Annotated in this window: 11 protein-coding genes; 1 reads left to right on the top strand and 10 read right to left on the bottom strand. The window is 39.9% G+C overall.

All coding sequences use genetic code 11. The features are described 5' to 3' along the window. Window positions 1-12: 12 nt before the first annotated feature. The 9 genes from ACOV1Q_RS10150 to ACOV1Q_RS10110 form a co-directional block, all read right to left on the bottom strand. Window positions 13-909, bottom strand: a complete 897-nt coding sequence (locus ACOV1Q_RS10150; RefSeq protein WP_424494267.1) for a GyrI-like domain-containing protein — start codon at window positions 907-909, stop codon at window positions 13-15. Then, window positions 910-2,259: a vanadium-dependent haloperoxidase gene (locus tag ACOV1Q_RS10145; protein ID WP_424494266.1), complete on the bottom strand. Its 1,350-nt coding sequence runs from the start codon at window positions 2,257-2,259 to the stop codon at window positions 910-912. Further along, window positions 2,256-5,519 (bottom strand): VCBS repeat-containing protein, encoded by a 3,264-nt coding sequence (locus ACOV1Q_RS10140; RefSeq protein WP_424494265.1) that lies wholly within the window; start codon window positions 5,517-5,519, stop codon window positions 2,256-2,258. Before ACOV1Q_RS10140 ends, ACOV1Q_RS10145 begins: the two co-directional genes overlap by 4 nt. After that, window positions 5,503-8,877, bottom strand: a complete 3,375-nt coding sequence (locus ACOV1Q_RS10135; protein ID WP_424494264.1) for a VCBS repeat-containing protein — start codon at window positions 8,875-8,877, stop codon at window positions 5,503-5,505. The genes ACOV1Q_RS10140 and ACOV1Q_RS10135 overlap by 17 nt, the downstream gene beginning before the upstream one ends. 121 nt (window positions 8,878-8,998) lie before the next feature. Further along, the gene (locus ACOV1Q_RS10130) at window positions 8,999-10,600 is read right to left on the bottom strand and encodes a RagB/SusD family nutrient uptake outer membrane protein (RefSeq protein ID WP_424494263.1); all 1,602 of its coding nucleotides are present in this window, start codon (window positions 10,598-10,600) and stop codon (window positions 8,999-9,001) included. A gap of 12 nt (window positions 10,601-10,612) precedes the next feature. Continuing rightward, a complete protein-coding gene (locus ACOV1Q_RS10125; RefSeq protein WP_424494262.1) occupies window positions 10,613-13,690 on the bottom strand; it encodes a SusC/RagA family TonB-linked outer membrane protein in 3,078 nt (1,025 codons plus the stop codon). 482 nt (window positions 13,691-14,172) lie between these two features. Beyond that, window positions 14,173-14,817: a PRC-barrel domain-containing protein gene (locus ACOV1Q_RS10120; RefSeq protein ID WP_424494261.1), complete on the bottom strand. Its 645-nt coding sequence runs from the start codon at window positions 14,815-14,817 to the stop codon at window positions 14,173-14,175. Between the two features lie 20 nt (window positions 14,818-14,837). Then, window positions 14,838-15,452 carry a hypothetical protein gene (locus tag ACOV1Q_RS10115; RefSeq protein WP_424494260.1) on the bottom strand — a complete coding sequence of 205 codons (615 nt, stop codon included), beginning with the start codon at window positions 15,450-15,452 and terminating at the stop codon, window positions 14,838-14,840. A 145-nt stretch (window positions 15,453-15,597) separates the two neighbouring features. Further along, window positions 15,598-16,485, bottom strand: coding sequence for a diacylglycerol/lipid kinase family protein (locus ACOV1Q_RS10110; RefSeq protein ID WP_424494259.1), 888 nt, complete (start codon window positions 16,483-16,485; stop codon window positions 15,598-15,600). 63 nt (window positions 16,486-16,548) lie between these two features. On the opposite strand from ACOV1Q_RS10110, the gene ACOV1Q_RS10105 reads away from it, so the two are divergent. Beyond that, entirely contained in the window at window positions 16,549-17,514 is a 966-nt protein-coding gene (locus tag ACOV1Q_RS10105) for an App1 family protein phosphatidate phosphatase (protein ID WP_424494258.1), read from the top strand. 62 nt (window positions 17,515-17,576) lie between these two features. Here ACOV1Q_RS10105 and ACOV1Q_RS10100 read toward each other — a convergent pair whose 3' ends face one another. Then, window positions 17,577-18,935, bottom strand: coding sequence for a M28 family metallopeptidase (locus tag ACOV1Q_RS10100; protein ID WP_424494257.1), 1,359 nt, complete (start codon window positions 18,933-18,935; stop codon window positions 17,577-17,579). Between the last annotated feature and the right edge of the window lie 128 nt (window positions 18,936-19,063).

The following is a 19,063-nucleotide window of genomic DNA, read 5'->3' as shown; positions in this document are numbered from 1 at the left end:
AGAGCACCTTTTTTATTGCTTTATTGGAAGAAAAATTTCTGCTTTCCAGTTTCGGGAATCTCCTCCCATTTCCGGGTTGTCATAAAAAATTTCCTGCGGAATAGGCTGGATTTCAAAATCGTTTTGTTGGGCATAATTCATCAATTCATACCAGCCGAAATGGGAAAACATGTAATTTCCCTTAAAAGTGGCTTTAAATGAAGGAAGAGCAGGAATTTTCCTGAAAAAAATCAATGGGTGCTGAGGCTGTTTCTCTGGCATCACAGGAAAACAAAAATCAAAGGCCATAAAATCTTTTTCTAAATCCCATTTTTGAACAACCACCCTTGGGCGACCAGTAGTTTCCAGCTCGTGCTTCAAAACAAAATTGGAAAGATGATCAATGCTTATCATCATTTTGAAAGCTTTTTCGTCAGTTTTGCCGTTCAATGAAATACAGGCGCAGGTACTTTCGGGAGAAATGCTTTTTCCGTTTATGTCAACAGAATAAAGGGATTTATCAGAAATCAGGGTTTCCTGCAGTTGCGCAACTTCTGTTTCCAAACTTTGCTCCAATCTGTCATTTTTGAATAATCTTTTTAATCGATCTTTAAAAGAAGAATTGGCCGATACTGCTTTCAATTTCACCTGGGTTATTGAATCATTTAAAGGAATAAAACTCCAGTACAGGAAAGTAGTTTCTTTTCTAAAATCTATTTTCTGCCTGATAGAGTAAAATGGCATTTTTTGCACCATTTCTACCTCTCGAAATTTTTTGAACTTCCAGCTTGAGATTTTCTCGTAGACCACGCCCGGTGCTACGGAAGTTTCAAAACTTGTTTCATAAAAATCTTTTCCCTTTAGAAAAAACCAGCAACAAGAAATGATAATCAATAAGAAAAGTACGGTAACGGAGATTCTTTTGGTCATTTATAGTCCTGCTGTAGATTGGCGCAAGTTCTGGACTTTCAGGTCGTGTACGACAAAAGAGCCTAATTCCCGACCCTGAATGAGTCCCTGTTCTATGGCAGCACGGTAATGAATTCCACCGTATAGTCGGCTAATGGCTGCTTCTTCAGCCGCTTTATTGAAGGAGGAGAAGCTTCTTACGGGTAGGCCATAAGGAACTTCGGTGTCGTCTTCGTAGTAAAAGTTTTCGCCAAACAGCTGGGTGAGTACGGTGGCTGCCGCTCCTGAAACTACGGAGTGTCCGCTGGGATATTCAGGGAAGGGCGGGGTTTGCAGTACAGGGCTCCAATTTTCATCTACATATTTATTAATAAGAGTTTCGGGCCTCACGAGTTCACTTCGGTACTTTTCTTTCCAGCAGGAGATGAACCCGTCTGCAATGGCAATAGAAGTAGCAGCATAGGCATAGGAAGTTTCTTCAAAGTTTAAGTTACTCTTTTGGGCTGCAATTTTGCAAACGCCAATCCAGTGGCCGCCGGGGGTAATTTTCTTGGTGGCGAACATGAGATGTCCTCTTTGGGTGGAAACATATGGATTGCAATCCCAGAAACGAGCTATTTCAATTTCTTCAGAGGTATCTCCCATTTTATCCATTTCATTACGTACGTTATAAACTTCGAGGAGTTCATCATAGAAAGCGGTATTTTCTTCCATGGAGAATTCAGGCGGCGGTAGTGGCCGAAATTGCGAAGCGGAATCAATGGAAAAGGTCCTTATCTTTTCCCAATGCGGTTCAATCCCATCCATATAAGTGGGCGGCGTAGGTTGCCATCTGGAAGGATCATCAGAATAGACCGAAAATTTGGGCATTGTACGCGTTTCCTTGTAATTATCTTCGTTGATCCATTCTTTAAGCTTAGCGGTTACCTGCATGGCATAATCCTGAGAATCAATAAAAGTCTGTTCATTTTGCTCTTTCCAGATGCCGTACAGACTGTCTTGATATTTAGTAATACGCTCTTCTGAAAAGATCAATTGCTTTCCAATTTCCAGCTGTGCCATAAGTGCAGCCAATTTTATATTGACCTTCTTTGAAGCATCTGCGGGAGGAATGGAAGTAAAATCCTTATAGGTGGATGCAAAAGATTCATAAGAGGGATTATTAGCTGCAATGATCTCATAAGAGGCAATGTTTGAATAGGCGTAGATCCTGCTGGCCACCGGCGGAGAAAAGATGTCGTGAACCATGATATCTGTAATTTTATCTACGGCCTTATGATAATCCTGTGCTGTGACCTCGAGAGGTTTTTCCTCTTTTTCGCAGCCGGAAAAAAGGAAAACTACAAGCACAAATAGCAAAATGCGTTTCATTCGTTCATTATTTTGTAAAATTCAGGTTTCCGGTTATTGAAGGTAACCATAAGATACCTGCTATCCTTTATGTTAATTATATCCAGGTGTCTCACGGCTTTTTGAGTAAGATTGATTCCCAGTTCACCGCCTTCCAGGATCTGTCCGCCTGCAGTTATAATATTTCCGGCAAGGCCGTCAAATCTTCCATGATAAGGTGTTACCCCAAAATAATTCCCTGCTGCCATTACTTCCTCCTGAGAATCTCCATTAAAATCTGCTTTAAGAAAGCTTGTGATAGGAGCAACCTGTAAAGGCATTTTAAAGGCTTTAAATGTAAACTTTCCGTTTTGATTCAGCAAATATCCAGATGATAAAGTGTTAATTTCTAAAACTTTGGAGTTTTTTATTTGTTGTTCATCAAATATTTCATGAATTGTTTTTCCTGCAAATTCATTATAAGATGGGAATTTTTTACGTAAATATGACAACTGACTGCTAAGTTCATCTAATCCTGAAAGAGGATAATATTTGCCATTTTTGGCATATGCGAGAATGGTTTCTGTACTACCATTTTTATCAAAGTCTGAATAGTACATTTTTAGCGGAAACTCTTCAGAAGCCGTAAATTTTGTATTGTCTCCCCAGTTGCCAAGCAAATAATCTATTTTTCCATCCTGGTTGATGTCAAAAGGTATGATGCTTTGCCATAAGCCTTTCAACTTCCCAGAAATTACTTCAGAAGTGATCTTTTTGAGACTTCCTTTATCATTTCTGAAGAATTGCGGAGACATCCATTCACCAACAACGATGAGATCTTCCCAGCCATCATTGTCAAAATCTATCCAAACGGCATCGGTCACCATTCCTGTCTTTTTTAGCTCGCTGTTTTCAACAATTGAAAAGTTTTTGCCGTTATTCTGCAATAGGTATGAGTTAGGAATGCTTCCAAAATCGCTGGAAACGGCGCCGCCTCCCACAAAAATGTCTTTTTTTCCGTCTTTGTTATAGTCTGCCGCACGAACTACAGCACCATTTTCAAAATAGGAGGGGAGAGAACCTTTTTTGAAGTCTTTGTTGTCAGAAATATAAAACCTGTCGAGTAGCGCTTCACTTTCTCCCGAAAACTCACCTCCTGAAGAGACGACAAAAATGTCATTTTTGGAATCTGAATTAAAATCTTCAATGACTGCGGAAACATCTTCGGCAATTGAATCGTTCTTTAGTGCAGAAAATATCTCTTCTCTAAAACCATTGTTGGTTTGTAAATAGATTCTGGCGGGTTTCCACTTGGAATTTCCGAAGAAAATATCCTGTTTTCCGTCGCCATTCAGGTCTTTTACCGCCACAGCCGGCCCGCGGTCAGAAATGCGATAGGGAATAAGTTTCTGCCGATTAAAATCTATGTAGGAGTTTTCCTCGTGGACGAAATCCATTCCGTTAATAGAATCTACTTTTTGGAACCACTGTTCATGCTTCGGAAAAATGCTTTGATAATCCACCTTTTTGGCTCCTGAAATTGGAGATATTACCAGGGTCTCGTTCAGCGGGATATTTCTTTCTAACTGGTAAGTGTTGTCTGGCCAAATGATAAGAAGGGAATCTACTTTTTGACCTTCCTCAAATCCAAAATGGAGAAGAGGAGAGGAGGAAGATTGAAATCCGCGGGAGGTGTATAACTGCTGTGCCTGTTGTTTACCATTGCTGTAGGCATACACTTTCGTTCCAATACCAAAGGTATTAGGGGCAGGATGATCAAAACGTACCTTTAAAAAGGAGGAAAAATTGTTGAGGTTGTTGCGATAAAGAGTGGCAGGATGATCTATATTATTGGTTACCAGGTCAAGATCGCCGTCATTGTCAAGATCTGCATAGGCAGCGCCGGTAGAAATGATGGGATCGCGTGAGATCCATTCACCAGATTTATCTGAAAACTTTAGCTCTTTTTCCCCACGCAGCAGGTAGTTGTGAATCGCTCCCGAAGGCATTTTATCTAACGCTTTCTGGTCGACCAGTTTTGTAGTAGTTATTTTTTTCCTGATTTGCTCACTGGAGACGTATTTTATGTAGTCAAGATCATTTGGGCGTTTTGGAATTCCGGTGGCAATGAAAACATCCTGGGTTCCATCCTGATCGTAATCTGCAAAAAGTGCAGACCAGCTCCAGTCGGTAGCTGCAAGGCCGCTTGAAAGTCCTGTTTCCTGAAAATATGCCCCATCCCTGTTAACCTGCAGCATATTACGGGAGTACTGGTGATGGTAATTGAGACGGTCGATCTTCATGTTATGTAAATCTAACGGATCGTCGCCCATAGATGATTTTAGAACTTTTTCATCCTGCGGAAGCATGTCCAGGGTTAAGATATCCATATAACCATCGGCATTGATATCGGCAACGTCACTGCCCATTGAAAAGCGGCTTACGTGCCCGAATTTTTCTTTTAATTTTTCAGAAAAAGTTCCGTCGCCGTTGTTGATGTAGTAGTAATCATCTTCGTGAAAATCGTTACTCACATAAATATCTGTGAACCCGTCGTTGTTAAAATCGGCAGTGGCCAGGCCCAGGCCATAACTGTTTGCTCCGCCGTAAATACCCGCTTCTTCGCTAACATCAGTAAAGTAACCATTGTCGTTTCTCAACAATTTATCGCCGCTCTCTTCTTTTCGGGTATTTCTAATTTCGGCAGGGCCATACGTATTTACCGTGTGCACGGCATGATTGAGCAGGTACATATCTAAATCGCCGTCGTTGTCATAATCGAAAAATGCCGAATTTGACGAATAATTTTGAAGGTCAAGCTTAAAGGCTTCGGCACTCTCGGTAAAAGTATTGTTGCCGTTGTTGATGAAGAGCTCATTGCGGCCTCTCAAACCATTTATTCCAACTACAGCAGTGACATATATATCGAGATATTTATCTCCATTCACATCAGCCATGGTAACTCCAGTGTTCCAGTCAGATTTTCCTGCTACGCCTGCTGATTCAGTAATATCTTCAAACTGCATGTTACCCTTGTTCAGGTAAAGTTTATTTGAAACCTGGTTTCCGGTGAAATAAATATCTTCCAGCCCATCATTATTGATATCCCCAATGGCTACGCCTCCGCCGTTATAATAGTAGAGATAGTCCAGAATATTAAGCGCATTGGTTTGGGTGAGATTGTTCGAAAAATCTATATTGGAAACTGATGGCGGAACATTTGTAAACAGGAGCTTCTCCTTTTCTTCTGAACAGCCCAAAAATACAATTACCAGTATGACAAGATTAAAAATTCTCCTCATCGAGCTTAAAAATTTGGGGTGTTTCACTGTTAATAGCCGCCAAAACATATTTTTGGCCATTGTTATTTTGAAAAACCTGTAGGTCTCTCACCTGTCCTCTTACCTTAAAACCACTTTCTTCTTGATTTTTCACCTTGTATTTTCCTTCTGTATTTTTCCTGAGCAGGATTCCATGATTGGCATCCATTCTTGAAAACTGGGGTTTCAGGTCGAAATTATTTCCTGCCATTAAAATATCTTTCTGACCATTTTTATTGTTAAGCGTTGCGATTGCGTAAATACAGGAAAATTGAACTTCAGCAGGCAATTCTTCGATTGTAAATGTCCCATCACCATTATTGTAGGCAATCACACTTTTAAAAGTGGATACTTCCCGAACAATGGAATTATCCAGAATTTCTTTCGGAAAAAGGTCTTCTATAGATTTTGTGGCGTATTCAGAAAACTTAAGATTTTGTTTTTTCAGAGATGCTATTTGCCCCGAAAGCTCTCTTCGTAAATGAATAGGTACATCTTTTCCATTTATTGGTTGCGTAGAGATTTGTTCTATCGTACCATTGTTGTCAAAATCGTTGACATACATTTTTACTGGTTCCTTTTGCTTAGGATTGTAAAAAGAATTGGTGCCCCTGTTCCCCAGGATGAGGTCTATTCTTCCATCATTGTTAAGATCTTCGGCTGCAAGTCCTGTCCAGGAACCTGTAAGATCTTCTAAAGATGTTTTGTATGGTAATAGACCTGCTTTTTTATTCAGGAAAATTTTTGGAGCAATCCAGTCTCCAACGATAATCAGGTCATCCCGCTGGTCACCATCCATATCTTTCCATGTGGCTTTGGTAATCATTCCCGCCTGTGTAAGTTCATAAGCTTTTGCTTCTGTCACGTCAGAAAATCTTCCAGAACCATCATTTTCGAGCAGCTGGTGTTGCGGATCAATCCCAAAAATCCCCGGCACGCTTCTGGCGCCAACAAAAAGATCTATATCACCATCCTCATCGTAATCATAAGGCGCTATGACAGCCGAATTGTGCCCGGTGGAAGGAATAGTTGCTTCAGAAGCTGAAAAGCTGCCGTTCTTTTCATTGAGGTAGATTCTGGTCTGGTAATAGTCTTTATCAGCATAGCGGTTGTTTCCGCCAGAAGCCACAATTAAATCCAAAAGTCCGTCACCATTAACATCGGCAAAAGCAGCATCGGTATCTTCAAGGGCTGCATCTTTTTCCAAAGCATCATTTCTAATTTCTTTATAAGATCCATTACCCTTATTTAAGTAAAGGCGTGCAGGGTTATTACGCGCACCACCCATAAAGAGGTCTTCTTTTCCGTCGTTGTTAATATCGGCGACAGCTATGGCCGGACCTTCGCGGGACAACATTTTATGTATAAGGCCTTCATAATCAAAATCTACATAATTATCTTCTTCATGCGCCGGCAGGTTATGATCTATTGTTGTTAATAGTTTTTTCTTCGGAATATGAGGAGCGGTGTACTCTTGTGTAGCTTCGTTTTGATCCAGTACCAGCAGCTGATTGGCAGCAATGTTCTTTTTTACTTGAGTCATTTGATTAGGCCATATCACCTGAAGGGAATCTACTATTTTCTTGTCACCAAGGCCAAAAACGAGCTCATAAGCAATGGAAGATTGGAAGCCACGGGTGGGAATAAGATCTTGTGTAATTACCTTTTCTTCTACATGGAGCCTGACTTTGCTGCCAATCCCAAAAGTGTTATTACCGCTGCCTTTAAGTTTTAATTTCAGGTAATTATTGGCTGTTTCTTTCTCAGCATTATTCCTGTAGACAAAAAGCTCCTGGTTGACATTATTTACAATGAGATCCAGGTCGCCGTCATTGTCAAGATCGCCATATGCTGAACCGTTGGAAAAACTAGGTTCTGAAAAACCCCATTTTTCGGTTTCATTTGAGAAGCTAAGATCCTGATTATTACGGAAAGCATAGTTGGAAACAGGAGTGCTGGGCATTTTATTGAGAATAGAATCAAATTCTTTCTTTTTTCCCGTTAAAACCATTTCCTGAAGAAATTCATTAGCAAAAAAGTCCATAAAATCCTGGTTTGTGAGGTCATGGTAGATTCCGTTGCTCACATAAATGTCTTTATAGCCGTCATTGTCCATATCAAAAATGAGGGCACCCCAGCTCCAGTCGGTTTGAGCAACACCACTGTAAAATGCTATTTCAGAGAAGCTATTGTTGGCATTGTTCAACTGCAGCGTGTTTTGCATGTACTGGTGATAAAAATCATTATCTACTTTGCGTTTGTACAGATCGTATCTTTCAAATTCGCTGGTGTTTTTAAGCCGTTCATCACTTTCGGGAAGCATGTCGGTAACGAAAATTTCAGGATATCCATCATTGTTAATGTCAGCCATATCGGCGCCCATAGAAGACAGACTAAGGTGTGAGATGTAGTTTTTTATTTCCTCTGAAAAAGTTCCATTACCCTGGTTGATGTACAAATAATCCCTTTCGTAAAAATCATTAGAGACATAAATATCAGGAAGAAGATCATTATTGACATCTCCCACGGTCACCCCCAAGCCAAAACCTATAAGGCTGCCGTAAATTCCTGCTTTTTCACTTACATCCTGAAATTTCCCATTGTTGTTTTGAAGCAGTTTGTCGCCACCTCCTTTAAATAATTCAGGAAGATCCCAATTTTCGCTTCTAAGATCTCTTTTATTAGTGTAACCTAAACTGGAAACAGGAATAAAGCTGTTGTTTAAAATGTAAGCATCAAGATCACCATCATTATCATAATCAAAAAATGCTGCATGGGTGGTAAATCCATCTTCGTCTAAATTATATTCCGCAGCCCTTTCGGTAAAGGTTAAATCTCCATTATTAATAAAAAGTTCATTGTGGCGGTCATCCCCTTCAATGTTTCCGGCGTTGCTCACGTAAATGTCTAAGAATCCGTCGTGATTGAGATCTATCATAGTTACGCCGGTGGACCAGGAACGGTTTCCACCAGTACCGGAATCATCTGTAATATCTTCAAATTTGAAGTTTCCTTTATTAAGATACAACTTATTTTCACCCATGTTTGAAGTAAGGTAAACATCAGGAAGTCCGTCGTTGTTGATATCTCCTATTCCAACACCGGCACCATTGTAAAAGTTCCTGTATTTGAAGATGTTGAAATCTTTTTCATTTTGTACGCGGTTGGTGAAATTCAAGCCTGTTTCAGAAGAATCCATTTTCGTAAAGAAATACTCTTTTTCATTTTGAGGATCTTTTGGATTTTCTTCAGAATTAGAGCAGGAGAGGAGTAGAGCCGAAAAAGCTATAATTAAGAAGGTTTTTCGGAACCATGGTTCTATAGAGGTACTTAATGACATGCGGTAACTTTAACCTTTAATATTTCTTTCACAATTTAAAAGAAAAATACCAGGTGTGGTATAAAAAAAGAGACTTAAGAAAACGATTCTCTTAAGCCTCTTTAGATTAATATCTGATCTATTAATATCCTTCGTTCTGAACCAAATTAGGATTAGAAGTAAGCGCTGTTGTTGGGATTGGGAAAAGTACACGGTATGCTTCAGATTCCGGTTTAAATGAATACTCATCTGTAAACTGACCGAATCTTACAAGATCCTGTCTTCTCCACATTTCATTATATAGCTCTCTTCCTCTTTCATTGATCATATCTTGTTCTGTAAGGGAGGACAGCGGAGTTGCCTGTCTTAAAACTCTGAGTTCATTTACAAGGTCAAGAGCAGACTGCTCGGCACTTCCACCGCGCATTACAGCTTCCGCTTTCATTAAATGTGCGTCTGCATATCTAAACAGGATCATATGTTCTGCATAAGCACCGTTAGATGGGTGATATTTTAGAACTCTAATTCCGGAATCCTCAGGGTTTCCGACAAGACCTGGCAATTCTTTGGTGTAAAAAAGAGGTTGACCTGCCCTATCCTGTGTCATCGTTCCATCCAGTTCATATTGTTGTCCATAAAGAAATCCAATTCCAATATCTGACCCATCAATTAAGCCATCCTCGTCTGCATCATTGTTACCCTCGAAGAAACCTTCGGCTCCACTTACGGTAGTTCCTTCAAGAGGTACAAAACCACGGCGTTCTTCCTGCCCTACATTGGGATGGTTACTATCCTGCGGTCCTTCAAAGAGTTCGTAAAATTCTGCAAGGGTGGTGAAACCATTCCAGCCACCTGCTTCCTGTCCAACAGCGCCCTGGTTGTAATGTAGGCCATTCCATATTCTTGAACCAACGCCTGTAGTCGTATACCAAATCGTTTCGGAGTCTACAGAGGGTTCAAAAATCTCAAAAAAGCCACTCTGAAGCCCAAATCCTGCTGCAGAGATTGCATCTACATGATCAATCACCGCATTCATATCTTCGGTGGAAGCTTCTGCATTTCCTAAATACACATGTTTGTTTAATAACATTTTAGCCATTAAATAATGCGCAGCAGCCTTACTGGCAAAATTTGCATCGGGGCCTGGCGTTGCATTAGGAAGATTAGGAAGAGCATCGTTAAGATCCTGCATGACAAAGTCAAAGGCTTCAGCTCTGCTCATTACTCTTGGATCCACATCTGCACCTTCATCAACCTCCCTAAACGGTACCTGTCCAAAAAGATCCATAATCCAGTACATATTATATGCTCTCAGAAACTTAGCCTCGGCAAGTTGTGCTTCATTTGCATTGCTTTCCGGGGCAATTATTTCTGAAATATTAAAAACATTTCTGTTGTGATTATTCCAGGTGTTTAGGAGAAACTGGTGATTGGCATCCCAGGTGTGTTGATGAAGGCTACGCCATAATCCATTGTCACCCCAGTCCGTTCCTCTTGTAGGTACCAACATTTCATCTGTGGTAACTTCCTGTAATGCATATAAATTTTCCTGGGTATTTAGATTATCTCGAACTGCATTATAGCTGTTGACAAGTGCTGTGGGAACATCACTGACACCAGAAAATTCTCCACCTGTATCTTCACGAAAGATAGAGTCTGTTTCTTCAAGCTCCAGATCGGTACAGCCTGTTAAGCTCAGGATAGCCACAAGTAGAATCGATGATTTGATATAATTTATTTTCATAGTATTTTTTGTTTAAAATGATACGTTTAATCCTAAGGTGACTGTCGTGGCCCTTGGATAAGCAGTATATTCAATACCGGCAGTAGGTATGCCATTTAATGATTTGTCTGTATTTACCTCAGGATCCAATCCGGAGTAATTTGTGATAAGGAATAAATTTTGTCCGGTGACACTGACTCTAAAGGTATTGAGGAAACTGTCTTCATCAATTTCAAAATTATAGCCTATAGTGGCATTTTGGAGTCTTAAGAAATCCCCTTTTTCAAGAAAACGGGTAGAAACATCGGGTGCGTTGTTTACAGCTTCGCCGTTTCCTATCACACTTTGAATCACATTAGATCCTGAATTTAATGCACCTGCGGTAAAGAAAGCATTTTCAGTGTTATTATAAACATAGAAGCCCATTTGACCTGTTAGGAATGCGGAAAGATCCCAGCTGCCATATTCAACACGTGTTGAAATTCCCAAGTTTGTGGTAGGTAATGCACTTTTTCCAACGAATGTTTGTACATCTCCATTTGGATAAATGGTTTGGCCATTTTCGTCAAAACCACCGAATTCTCTCAAGTAATATGAGAACAAGGGTTGTCCTTCGGCTAATAATTGTGCGTAGGCATTGGTCAATCCTTGCCCGTTAATACCTCCTGTCTGCACACTTCCCGTAAAATCTTCGACCATGTTGTCATTATATGAGTAGTTGAAGCCCACATTCCAGTAAAATTCCTGCCCACGGAAAAGGTCATAATCGAGGTAAAGTTCAATCCCTTTATTAATCACGTTTGCATCAAGATTTTCCCATACGAAATCTTGTGCTGCTGGTTGGGCAGAGAAGGTTTGGAATAGCAAATCTGTTGTTTTTTTATGGTAAAGATCTAGACTACCTTTTAGGCGATCGTCCATGAATCCGAAATCCAATCCAAAATTTGCTTGAGAAGTGGTCTCCCATTTAAGGTCTTCATTTCTGAATGTTACTTGTCCTGTTCCAGGAACATTAACAATACCTGCATCACTAATTCCTATGCCGCCAAAACGATCCCTGGGAGTGTATAAGTTGTATGGAATTTCCTGGTTTCCTGTAACTCCATACCCCAATCTCAACTTTAAGGTCGAAAAAGTTTCAGGGATAAAATCTTCATCTCCCATTTGCCACGCAAAGGCTCCGGATGGGAAATAACCGTATTTGTTGTTCCCTCCAAATCGGGTGGAACCATCTGCTCTAAGGGTTCCTGTAAAAAGATATTTATCAGCAATACTATAATTTACCCTTCCAAAAAAGGATTGTAATTCGTCGGTAGTATGAAAGGAATCTCCTGCAACCGCATTTACATTTAAGCCCCCGGGAGCCGAAGGTCTGTCTGTTGCAACCTCAGGAAATAATCTGTTTACAAACAAGCCGTTCGTGTCGTATCCATATTGCTGGTAAGAACCCTGAATGGCATCTTCAATGGTCATTCTGGACCGGTCAAGATCATCAATCATAGCATTCATACTCATGTCTTCAAATCCCCAACCATGGACGTTTATACCCTGGCGATCGAATTCCTGATAAGAATATCCAACCAAGGCATCTAATTTTGAGTTCCCAAAATCCAGCTCATAATTGATGGTCGCTTCTAATAACTTGTTGGTGCTTTCTATTTCATTTAATTGTGATCTACCATTTCCAGGAACTGCACTTTGAATCCCCTGGATGTCTCCTGAAATGGCAAATCCCCTGAAAGATTCTGCCTTATCATAACCCAGATTAAGCTTAGCTGATAAGCCTTCCACAATGTCAAATCCTGCACTGAAATTAATCAAAGCACGATCTGTTTCAGTTTCATCTAAAGTATACTTTAATAAAGCATTTGGGTTGATCTGCCCTTCATAAGCATCGGGATCTGAAGGAAGTGTAGGATTTGCTCTATAAGCAGCTCCAAGAAGATCACCGGCAAAACCGGCGTTATTAGAAATAGGAGCTCTTTGATCATTTACTCTTGATAAAGTTGTTTGTAAACCAAGATTTAATCGGTCATTGAAAAGCCGGTGATTCATATTAAGTCTACCGGAAATCCTTTCCATGGCAGAGTTTTCGACAACACCTGCAAGATCTGAGTACCCCAAAGACACACGGTAGTTGCCCGGTCCATAGGAGTCTGAATAAGAAAGGTTATGTTCCTGTGTGAACGCTGTTCTCAGGATTTCATCTTGCCAATCAGTATCTGCACCGTAATCTACAGGATCTGGATCCTGACCTGTTCCTGCATATGCTTCCAGCCATTGTTCCCTATTTAAAAGATCGTAGGTGTTTGCCGGAGTTGCTATGCCAAGGTTTGTGCTGTAGTTTAATCTTCCCTGATCGCCACGTCCAGACTTCGTTGTTATAATCACAACTCCATTGGCACCACGTGAACCGTAAATCGCTGTTGCAGAAGCATCTTTTAAAACACTGATACTCTCTATATCCTGTGGATTTAGGAAGTTTAATGGGTTTTTAGCAGAACTGTCTCCAAACCCAACATTGGTTCCTGCCGCAGTTACATCATCACCTGCTAAAGGCACACCGTCAACTACAAAAAGAGGATTATTCCCTCCACGTACAGAGGTGGTACCTCTAATTCTAATATTCACACCGCTACCTGGTTCTCCGCTGGCAGAAGTAACCTGAAGGCCGGCAGTTCTACCCTGTATGAGTTCTTCGGCAGAACCTACCACTCCCCGGTTAAAGTCTTCTGTGGTAACGGTTGTAACTGCTCCTGTAGCATCCCGGCTAGCCACCGTACCATATCCTATGACCACCACTTCACTTAAAGCAGCAGCATCTTCTTCCATAGTAACATTAATGGTGGACCTTCCATTTACGGATATCTGCTGTTCGGAAAATCCCAAATAACTAAAAACCAGGACAGCGTCGCTGCCTACATTATCTATAGTGTAGTTACCATCAAAATCTGTGGTAGTACCATTTGATGTGCCCTGAACCAAAATATTCACGCCAGGGAGCGGCATTTGGCCATCCGTTACCGTTCCTGAAACTGTTTGGGCCTGAGAGAAACCCAGGCTAAATAAAGCCAGAAAAAAAAGGCTGAATTCTAGTAATCGTTGTTTCATAAATTAATTTTTTCTTAATTAAAAAAAGAGTGTACCCTAAAAACGAATTTATGAAAAAAATCTAATGAAAAGCGAGGTATTGATGATCGCAAACCTTGTAGTAATATTGTTCTTGTTTTTTTATAGTTAATTTCATTGCTTTCCCACAGTGTAGGAATCAGAGAAATTAAATTCTCTCAATTGCTGTTAAGGCTTATGTTTACAGGTGAAACGTCATTTTTAAAGAAAAATGTAATTTTTACATGAATTCTAAAGGTAGAGTGCGTAAGTGTGGAGGAATTTGTCTTCTAAAAAGTTTTAAACAGCGAGGAATTTAAGATAAGTTTAATATTTTAGTACGATTTGGATTACAAATAATGGTCTCTTTCAACTTTGGTGATGGTGTAGAGGATGTCGGAATAAGTTCATTCAAGTTACCTTTTTAAACAAAAAATGGACTGCTTAGCAGTCCATTCCAAAATCGCAATATACTATAGTAACTTTTATCTTCTGTGTCGAAAATTAGTTCGGTCAAAATCTTCGCGTTCATAAAAATTATCATCTTCCGAAGAGCGACCATCCGTTGTTGTCCTTGCAGTGCTTCTGTCATTTAATTCAGAATTTCTTTCACGTTCCTCTCTTCCCGTATCAAGATCACGGGCTGTTGTGTCACCCGGCACATCTGTACGGGCATTTTGAGTATTGCGGTTATACGATTCCAATACAACTACCTCATATTCTCTGTCGACATCTGCACCCCTTTGTTTCCTTTTAGTCTCTGCAAAGGTTTGATGATTAATTTTATCAGTATAAACGAATTTTTTGTCCTCGTTTAACCTCGCATGTCCTATAGGTATAATGAGGTGATTTTCACCTTCTTTATTAATGAATTCATGAACATCAGAACTAACTGGATTGCCATATGGTTTATGATTTTTTTCAATAATGGATTTATCGACCTCAACATCAAGATATACTACTTTTTCCGTAACTTTATTTACAAGCAAGTTTTCGACTTTTCCAACTACGCGATCATCGGCATCTCTTACATCCCAACCTCTTACGTCGGGATCGTCACTCGCCACTTTGTAATCGGAAAGTTCGTTGAGATAGAATAAATGTCTTTCTTTATTTTTGTTATCAGTCATAATTTTTCAATTTAAAGTTTTTAGCTCATTTTACGCAATGCATCTGCCGCCTCATCAAAAAATGAATTTACCTGTTCTTTTTGTTCAAGCGTCTGGACAGATGGCTGAATTCCCTGAACTGCAGTTCTCATCTCCTCAATATCTGCAGAAAGATCAGGATATTTTTCCTGTTGAATTTTTTCCATAGCGCTCACAAGAGTTTCGCCGGCATTTTTTATTATATCGGCATGATCTAGCGCCATGGGATCCTGTGTGATCTCCTGAGCCTGCTGCCGTACTTCCTGAAGTTCTACATCAATGTTCACGTTTTCTTCGTTTGCTTTTGCTTCTACAGCATTCATTAACTGGATCAAAGCATCATTAGTATATTCGTGGTCAATTCCCATTCTGGATTTATCTCCCACGTGCGCAATGAAACCTTCTACTCCGCCCGAGCTGAGAGTATCATCCCATTCTGCAGTATCCTCGTAAGTTTCAGTTGTGGTAGTATCCACTTCTTCAATTTCGGATTCCTCTAAAGGTTCATCGTCGTCAGCCGTGAACCACCATATTAATAGGGCCAGAATGATAAGACCAAGAATAATCCAGATCCATTTGCTGCCTCCACTTTTCTTTTCGATATCAATGTCTGCCATAATTTTGTTTTTGGTTAATTATTGATTTATGATTTCAATATTGAAATTAGTCAATCTATTGCCCCTTTTGTTTAATATTTGTGTAAACCTTTGTTAATTATGCATTAAAACGAATGTTTTGCCGGCAGGAGAAAGTAGATTTTTTTCATTGAATTAAAGGAGGTGCGGCCATGGTTAGTTGTACCGATGAAATCTTTGCAGAGACCTGCTTCACTTCGCCTCTGTATTCCCCGTCTATTTGGAAAGGTACTTTTTGTTCGCATTCTATAGTGGCTTCCGAGGCAGGAAGTATTTCCAGGAAATCATTTTCAGCAGTGAAATCTTCTTGAAAAGTTCTTAAAATTTGAGGCACATCAAATCTTTTGAATATTAAAATCTCAAACTTTCCGTCGTTGAACTTTCCTTTAGGATTTATTTTAGCTCCTGTGCCATATTTCTTGGCATTGGCAATAGCTAGTAACACTGCTTGATGGTGGTGTGTTTCTCCATTCACTTTAATTTTAAATTGAAAAGGGAAATCACTTTTTATAAGCGTGGGAATGGATTGAATTAGATAACCTAATTTACCTCTAATATTTCCTTCTTCATAATTTTTTATAAGGGCAGCATTAAGTCCTACGTCACTAATATGGAGACATAGTTCATCATTTACAACAATACAGTCAACATTTACGAAATTGTCACCAAAGGCAATGTCTGCAATTTTTTCCAAAGCAGAAGGTAGTTCAAGGTTTTCTGCCAGTCCATTCGCAGAGCCCGCTGGAAAAAGACCAATTGGTATTTGCTTTTTATCAAGAACTTCAGCGACCAATTTTATAGAACCGTCTCCTCCAGCAATTAAAATTCTGTCCGGTTGAAAGTTTTGAACAAGTTGGGTGACTTCTTCCTTGTCGTTTTCTCCGGAAGTGTAATAGATGTGAAGTTCTGCATGTTGCTTTTTTACTCTCTCCTTTACATGGTCTACAATATCTGTTTTATCAATTCCGCCTGAAATAGGATTGACTATAAAAAGTACTCTATATTTTGTTTCCATTGTTTATTAGGTCTTCCTAAATTTAGGTATTTTGTGCTGAATGCAGGTTAAAGAAAAGTGAATATGAAATTGGATATTAAGTTGTATAGAGGTTATGTAAATGATCAGGAACTCATTGTGTTTGGACATGTTTTTAAATCATGGGCGCCAGATAAGTATGACATAGACCGGCGGGGCTACAGGCATGCCAAATCTGTCATTAAAATGTTTACCATAAGTCCTATCTCGAACATTGAAGTAAAACTGCATTTTAAGGATATTGAAGTCACTACAAAAACCCTGGATGACGGATATTTCAGGTTTGCGCTGCCTTTCAATGAATACCTTGATAGTGGGTGGCATAAATATGCGGTTTCATGTAAAGTTGATGAAATTGGCATTATTGAACAGGGAGAATTACTCAAACCTTTTAAAAGTAAACTCGGAATCATTTCAGACATTGATGATACATTTTTAATGTCTCACACTAATAGCCTTTTTAAAAAGTTGTATGTAATACTCACCAAAAACATCAATAATCGAACTGTTTTTGATGATGTTGTTCCCCATTACCAGGCACTAAGCAGGGCAGGGCAGGAGGAAGAAGGTGCCTTTAACTCCTTTTTCTATGTTTCAAGCAGTGAATGGAACCTCTATGAATTCATTCTTCAGTTTTCCAGAATGCATGAACTTCCCAAAGCAATTATAAAGCTGAAAAGTATAAAAACAGGAATTGCAGATTTCCTTTTTACCGGAAGGGGAGGACACGATCATAAATTTCATAAAATCAAGGATATTGTCTCATTTTATCCTCACCTGGAATACGTTCTGCTGGGGGATGACTCTCAGCAGGACCCATATTTGTATGAACGAATTTGTAAAATGTTTCCGCGGAATATAAAAGCTATTTACATTCGGCAAACTTCTAAAAAGCAGAAGAAAAAAGTGCAGGAAACGCTTGCCAACATTGAAGATCTCCATGTCTCGACCTGCTATTTTTCAGATAGTGGTAAGGCAATTGCTCATTCAAAAAAAATCGGAATTGTTTAACAAAATCCCTTTTTTGAAGGGTATATGTAAAACAATTCCGAATATATAATTTTCTGCGGAGCTTATCTAAAGGTTCCGGATGGAAAAACAACGACGCTTTCGTGGCCGTTTTTACCAACGGCGGCAACTCCAAACAGGAAGTTGTCAATTACAATTCCTTCCAGGGTGAACTGGTTGATATCCCCAACATACCTTGAATATTCCCATTGAGGGGAAGTGGTATCTCTCCAGTAGATTTTGTAGCCGGCAATTTCATCAGTTTCAACGGCATCCCATCTCAACTTTGTAGATGCTTCTACAATTCCGCCAATCTCAACATTTTGTGGTGCCGGGGGAGCCCAGGCAAGACCGGCCATACTAATGGCATTAACCGCTGTCAATTTTTTGGCATAATTGAAATTGACATGTTCCACTACATCGCCATAAGCTATTCCATTTTCTGTTCTGATATCCTGGTGTTGCTGGGTATAATTTTCATGCGCTTCCATGATCCTGATGCCTGGGAAACCTAGATCATTGAACGGGCGATGATGCCCCCCGCGGCCGAACCGATCAAGCCTGTAGATCATCATGGGGTTCATTTCGGGCATATATTTTTCAGTCATTTTATGCACAAAGCGGGCTAATTGCCGGGAAATACCATCGACTTCTCCTCCATAGAACCGGCGCATTCTTCTTTGATCTTCAGTTTCCGTAGGTGGTACGGGTTCCGAAAAGATTCGAAAACTGCGGTTATCTATTATCCCGTCAACTCCTTCAATATTGCCAATCATATCATTATTGAGAATCCCAATGACTTCCCAGTTATTTTCTTTTGCATACTCCGCTAACCCGCGTCCCCCAAAAAGACCTTGTTCTTCTCCCGAAAGGCCTACATAGACAATACTGCTCTCAAAATCATATTTTGAAAGTACCCGGGCAGCTTCTATTGCACCGGCCATACCGCTGGCATTATCATTTGCTCCGGGAGCATCTGTTGTGAAGTCCATAGTGTTGCTTGCACGAGAATCAATATCCCCGCTCATGATGACATACCGGTTGGGGTATTTCGTACCGCGCTGTACGGCAACTACGTTCACTACCCATGCGTCATGAGGGACACGGTTGTTTCCTTCTTTAGTGACAAAGTCTTTTTGATAAAATACATCAAGACATCCCTCACATTCTTCTGAGATCTGCTCAAATTCAGCTTTGATCCATCTTCTAGCTGCACCTATACCCCGGGTCTCTGAAATGGTATCGCTAAAGGTATTTCTAGTGCCGAAACCAGCTAGTTTCCGGATGTCTGCTTCAATTCGATCTGCAGATACCTCTTCAATAATATCATAAATACGTAGATCTGCCTGTGGTGGTGCCGTCTTTTGTGCTTGAATGGTAAGGACCGATAATAAAAGTGTTAATGGAAGAAATTTTTTCAACATTTTCTGATGTTTGATTTTTGTTTTTAAAGCCTTCAAAATAGGAAATTCTTACCATCCAGACATAAAAAAACTGCTTTAAAAATAATTTTTTAAAGCAGTTTTACAGAATATTTTATTTTGTAAGGCTA

This window comes from Salinimicrobium maris (assembly GCF_049680855.1).
Classification (GTDB): Bacteria; Bacteroidota; Bacteroidia; order Flavobacteriales; family Flavobacteriaceae; genus Salinimicrobium.
Note: the sequence above shows the minus strand (reverse complement) of the source record. Positions and strands in the feature narration are given on the sequence as shown.

Bases quoted from the DNA above. Each gene is read 5' to 3' on its own strand.
- ACOV1Q_RS10150 (WP_424494267.1), bottom strand. From the start codon at position 909: ATGACCAAAAGAATCTCCGTTACCGTACTTTTCTTATTGATTATCATT.
- ACOV1Q_RS10145 (WP_424494266.1), bottom strand. From the start codon at position 2,259: ATGAAACGCATTTTGCTATTTGTGCTTGTAGTTTTCCTTTTTTCCGGC.
- ACOV1Q_RS10140 (WP_424494265.1), bottom strand. From the start codon at position 5,519: ATGAGGAGAATTTTTAATCTTGTCATACTGGTAATTGTATTTTTGGGC.
- ACOV1Q_RS10135 (WP_424494264.1), bottom strand. From the start codon at position 8,877: ATGTCATTAAGTACCTCTATAGAACCATGGTTCCGAAAAACCTTCTTA.
- ACOV1Q_RS10130 (WP_424494263.1), bottom strand. From the start codon at position 10,600: ATGAAAATAAATTATATCAAATCATCGATTCTACTTGTGGCTATCCTG.
- ACOV1Q_RS10125 (WP_424494262.1), bottom strand. From the start codon at position 13,690: ATGAAACAACGATTACTAGAATTCAGCCTTTTTTTTCTGGCTTTATTT.
- ACOV1Q_RS10120 (WP_424494261.1), bottom strand. From the start codon at position 14,817: ATGACTGATAACAAAAATAAAGAAAGACATTTATTCTATCTCAACGAA.
- ACOV1Q_RS10115 (WP_424494260.1), bottom strand. From the start codon at position 15,452: ATGGCAGACATTGATATCGAAAAGAAAAGTGGAGGCAGCAAATGGATC.
- ACOV1Q_RS10110 (WP_424494259.1), bottom strand. From the start codon at position 16,485: ATGGAAACAAAATATAGAGTACTTTTTATAGTCAATCCTATTTCAGGC.
- ACOV1Q_RS10105 (WP_424494258.1), top strand. From the start codon at position 16,549: ATGAAATTGGATATTAAGTTGTATAGAGGTTATGTAAATGATCAGGAA.
- ACOV1Q_RS10100 (WP_424494257.1), bottom strand. From the start codon at position 18,935: ATGTTGAAAAAATTTCTTCCATTAACACTTTTATTATCGGTCCTTACC.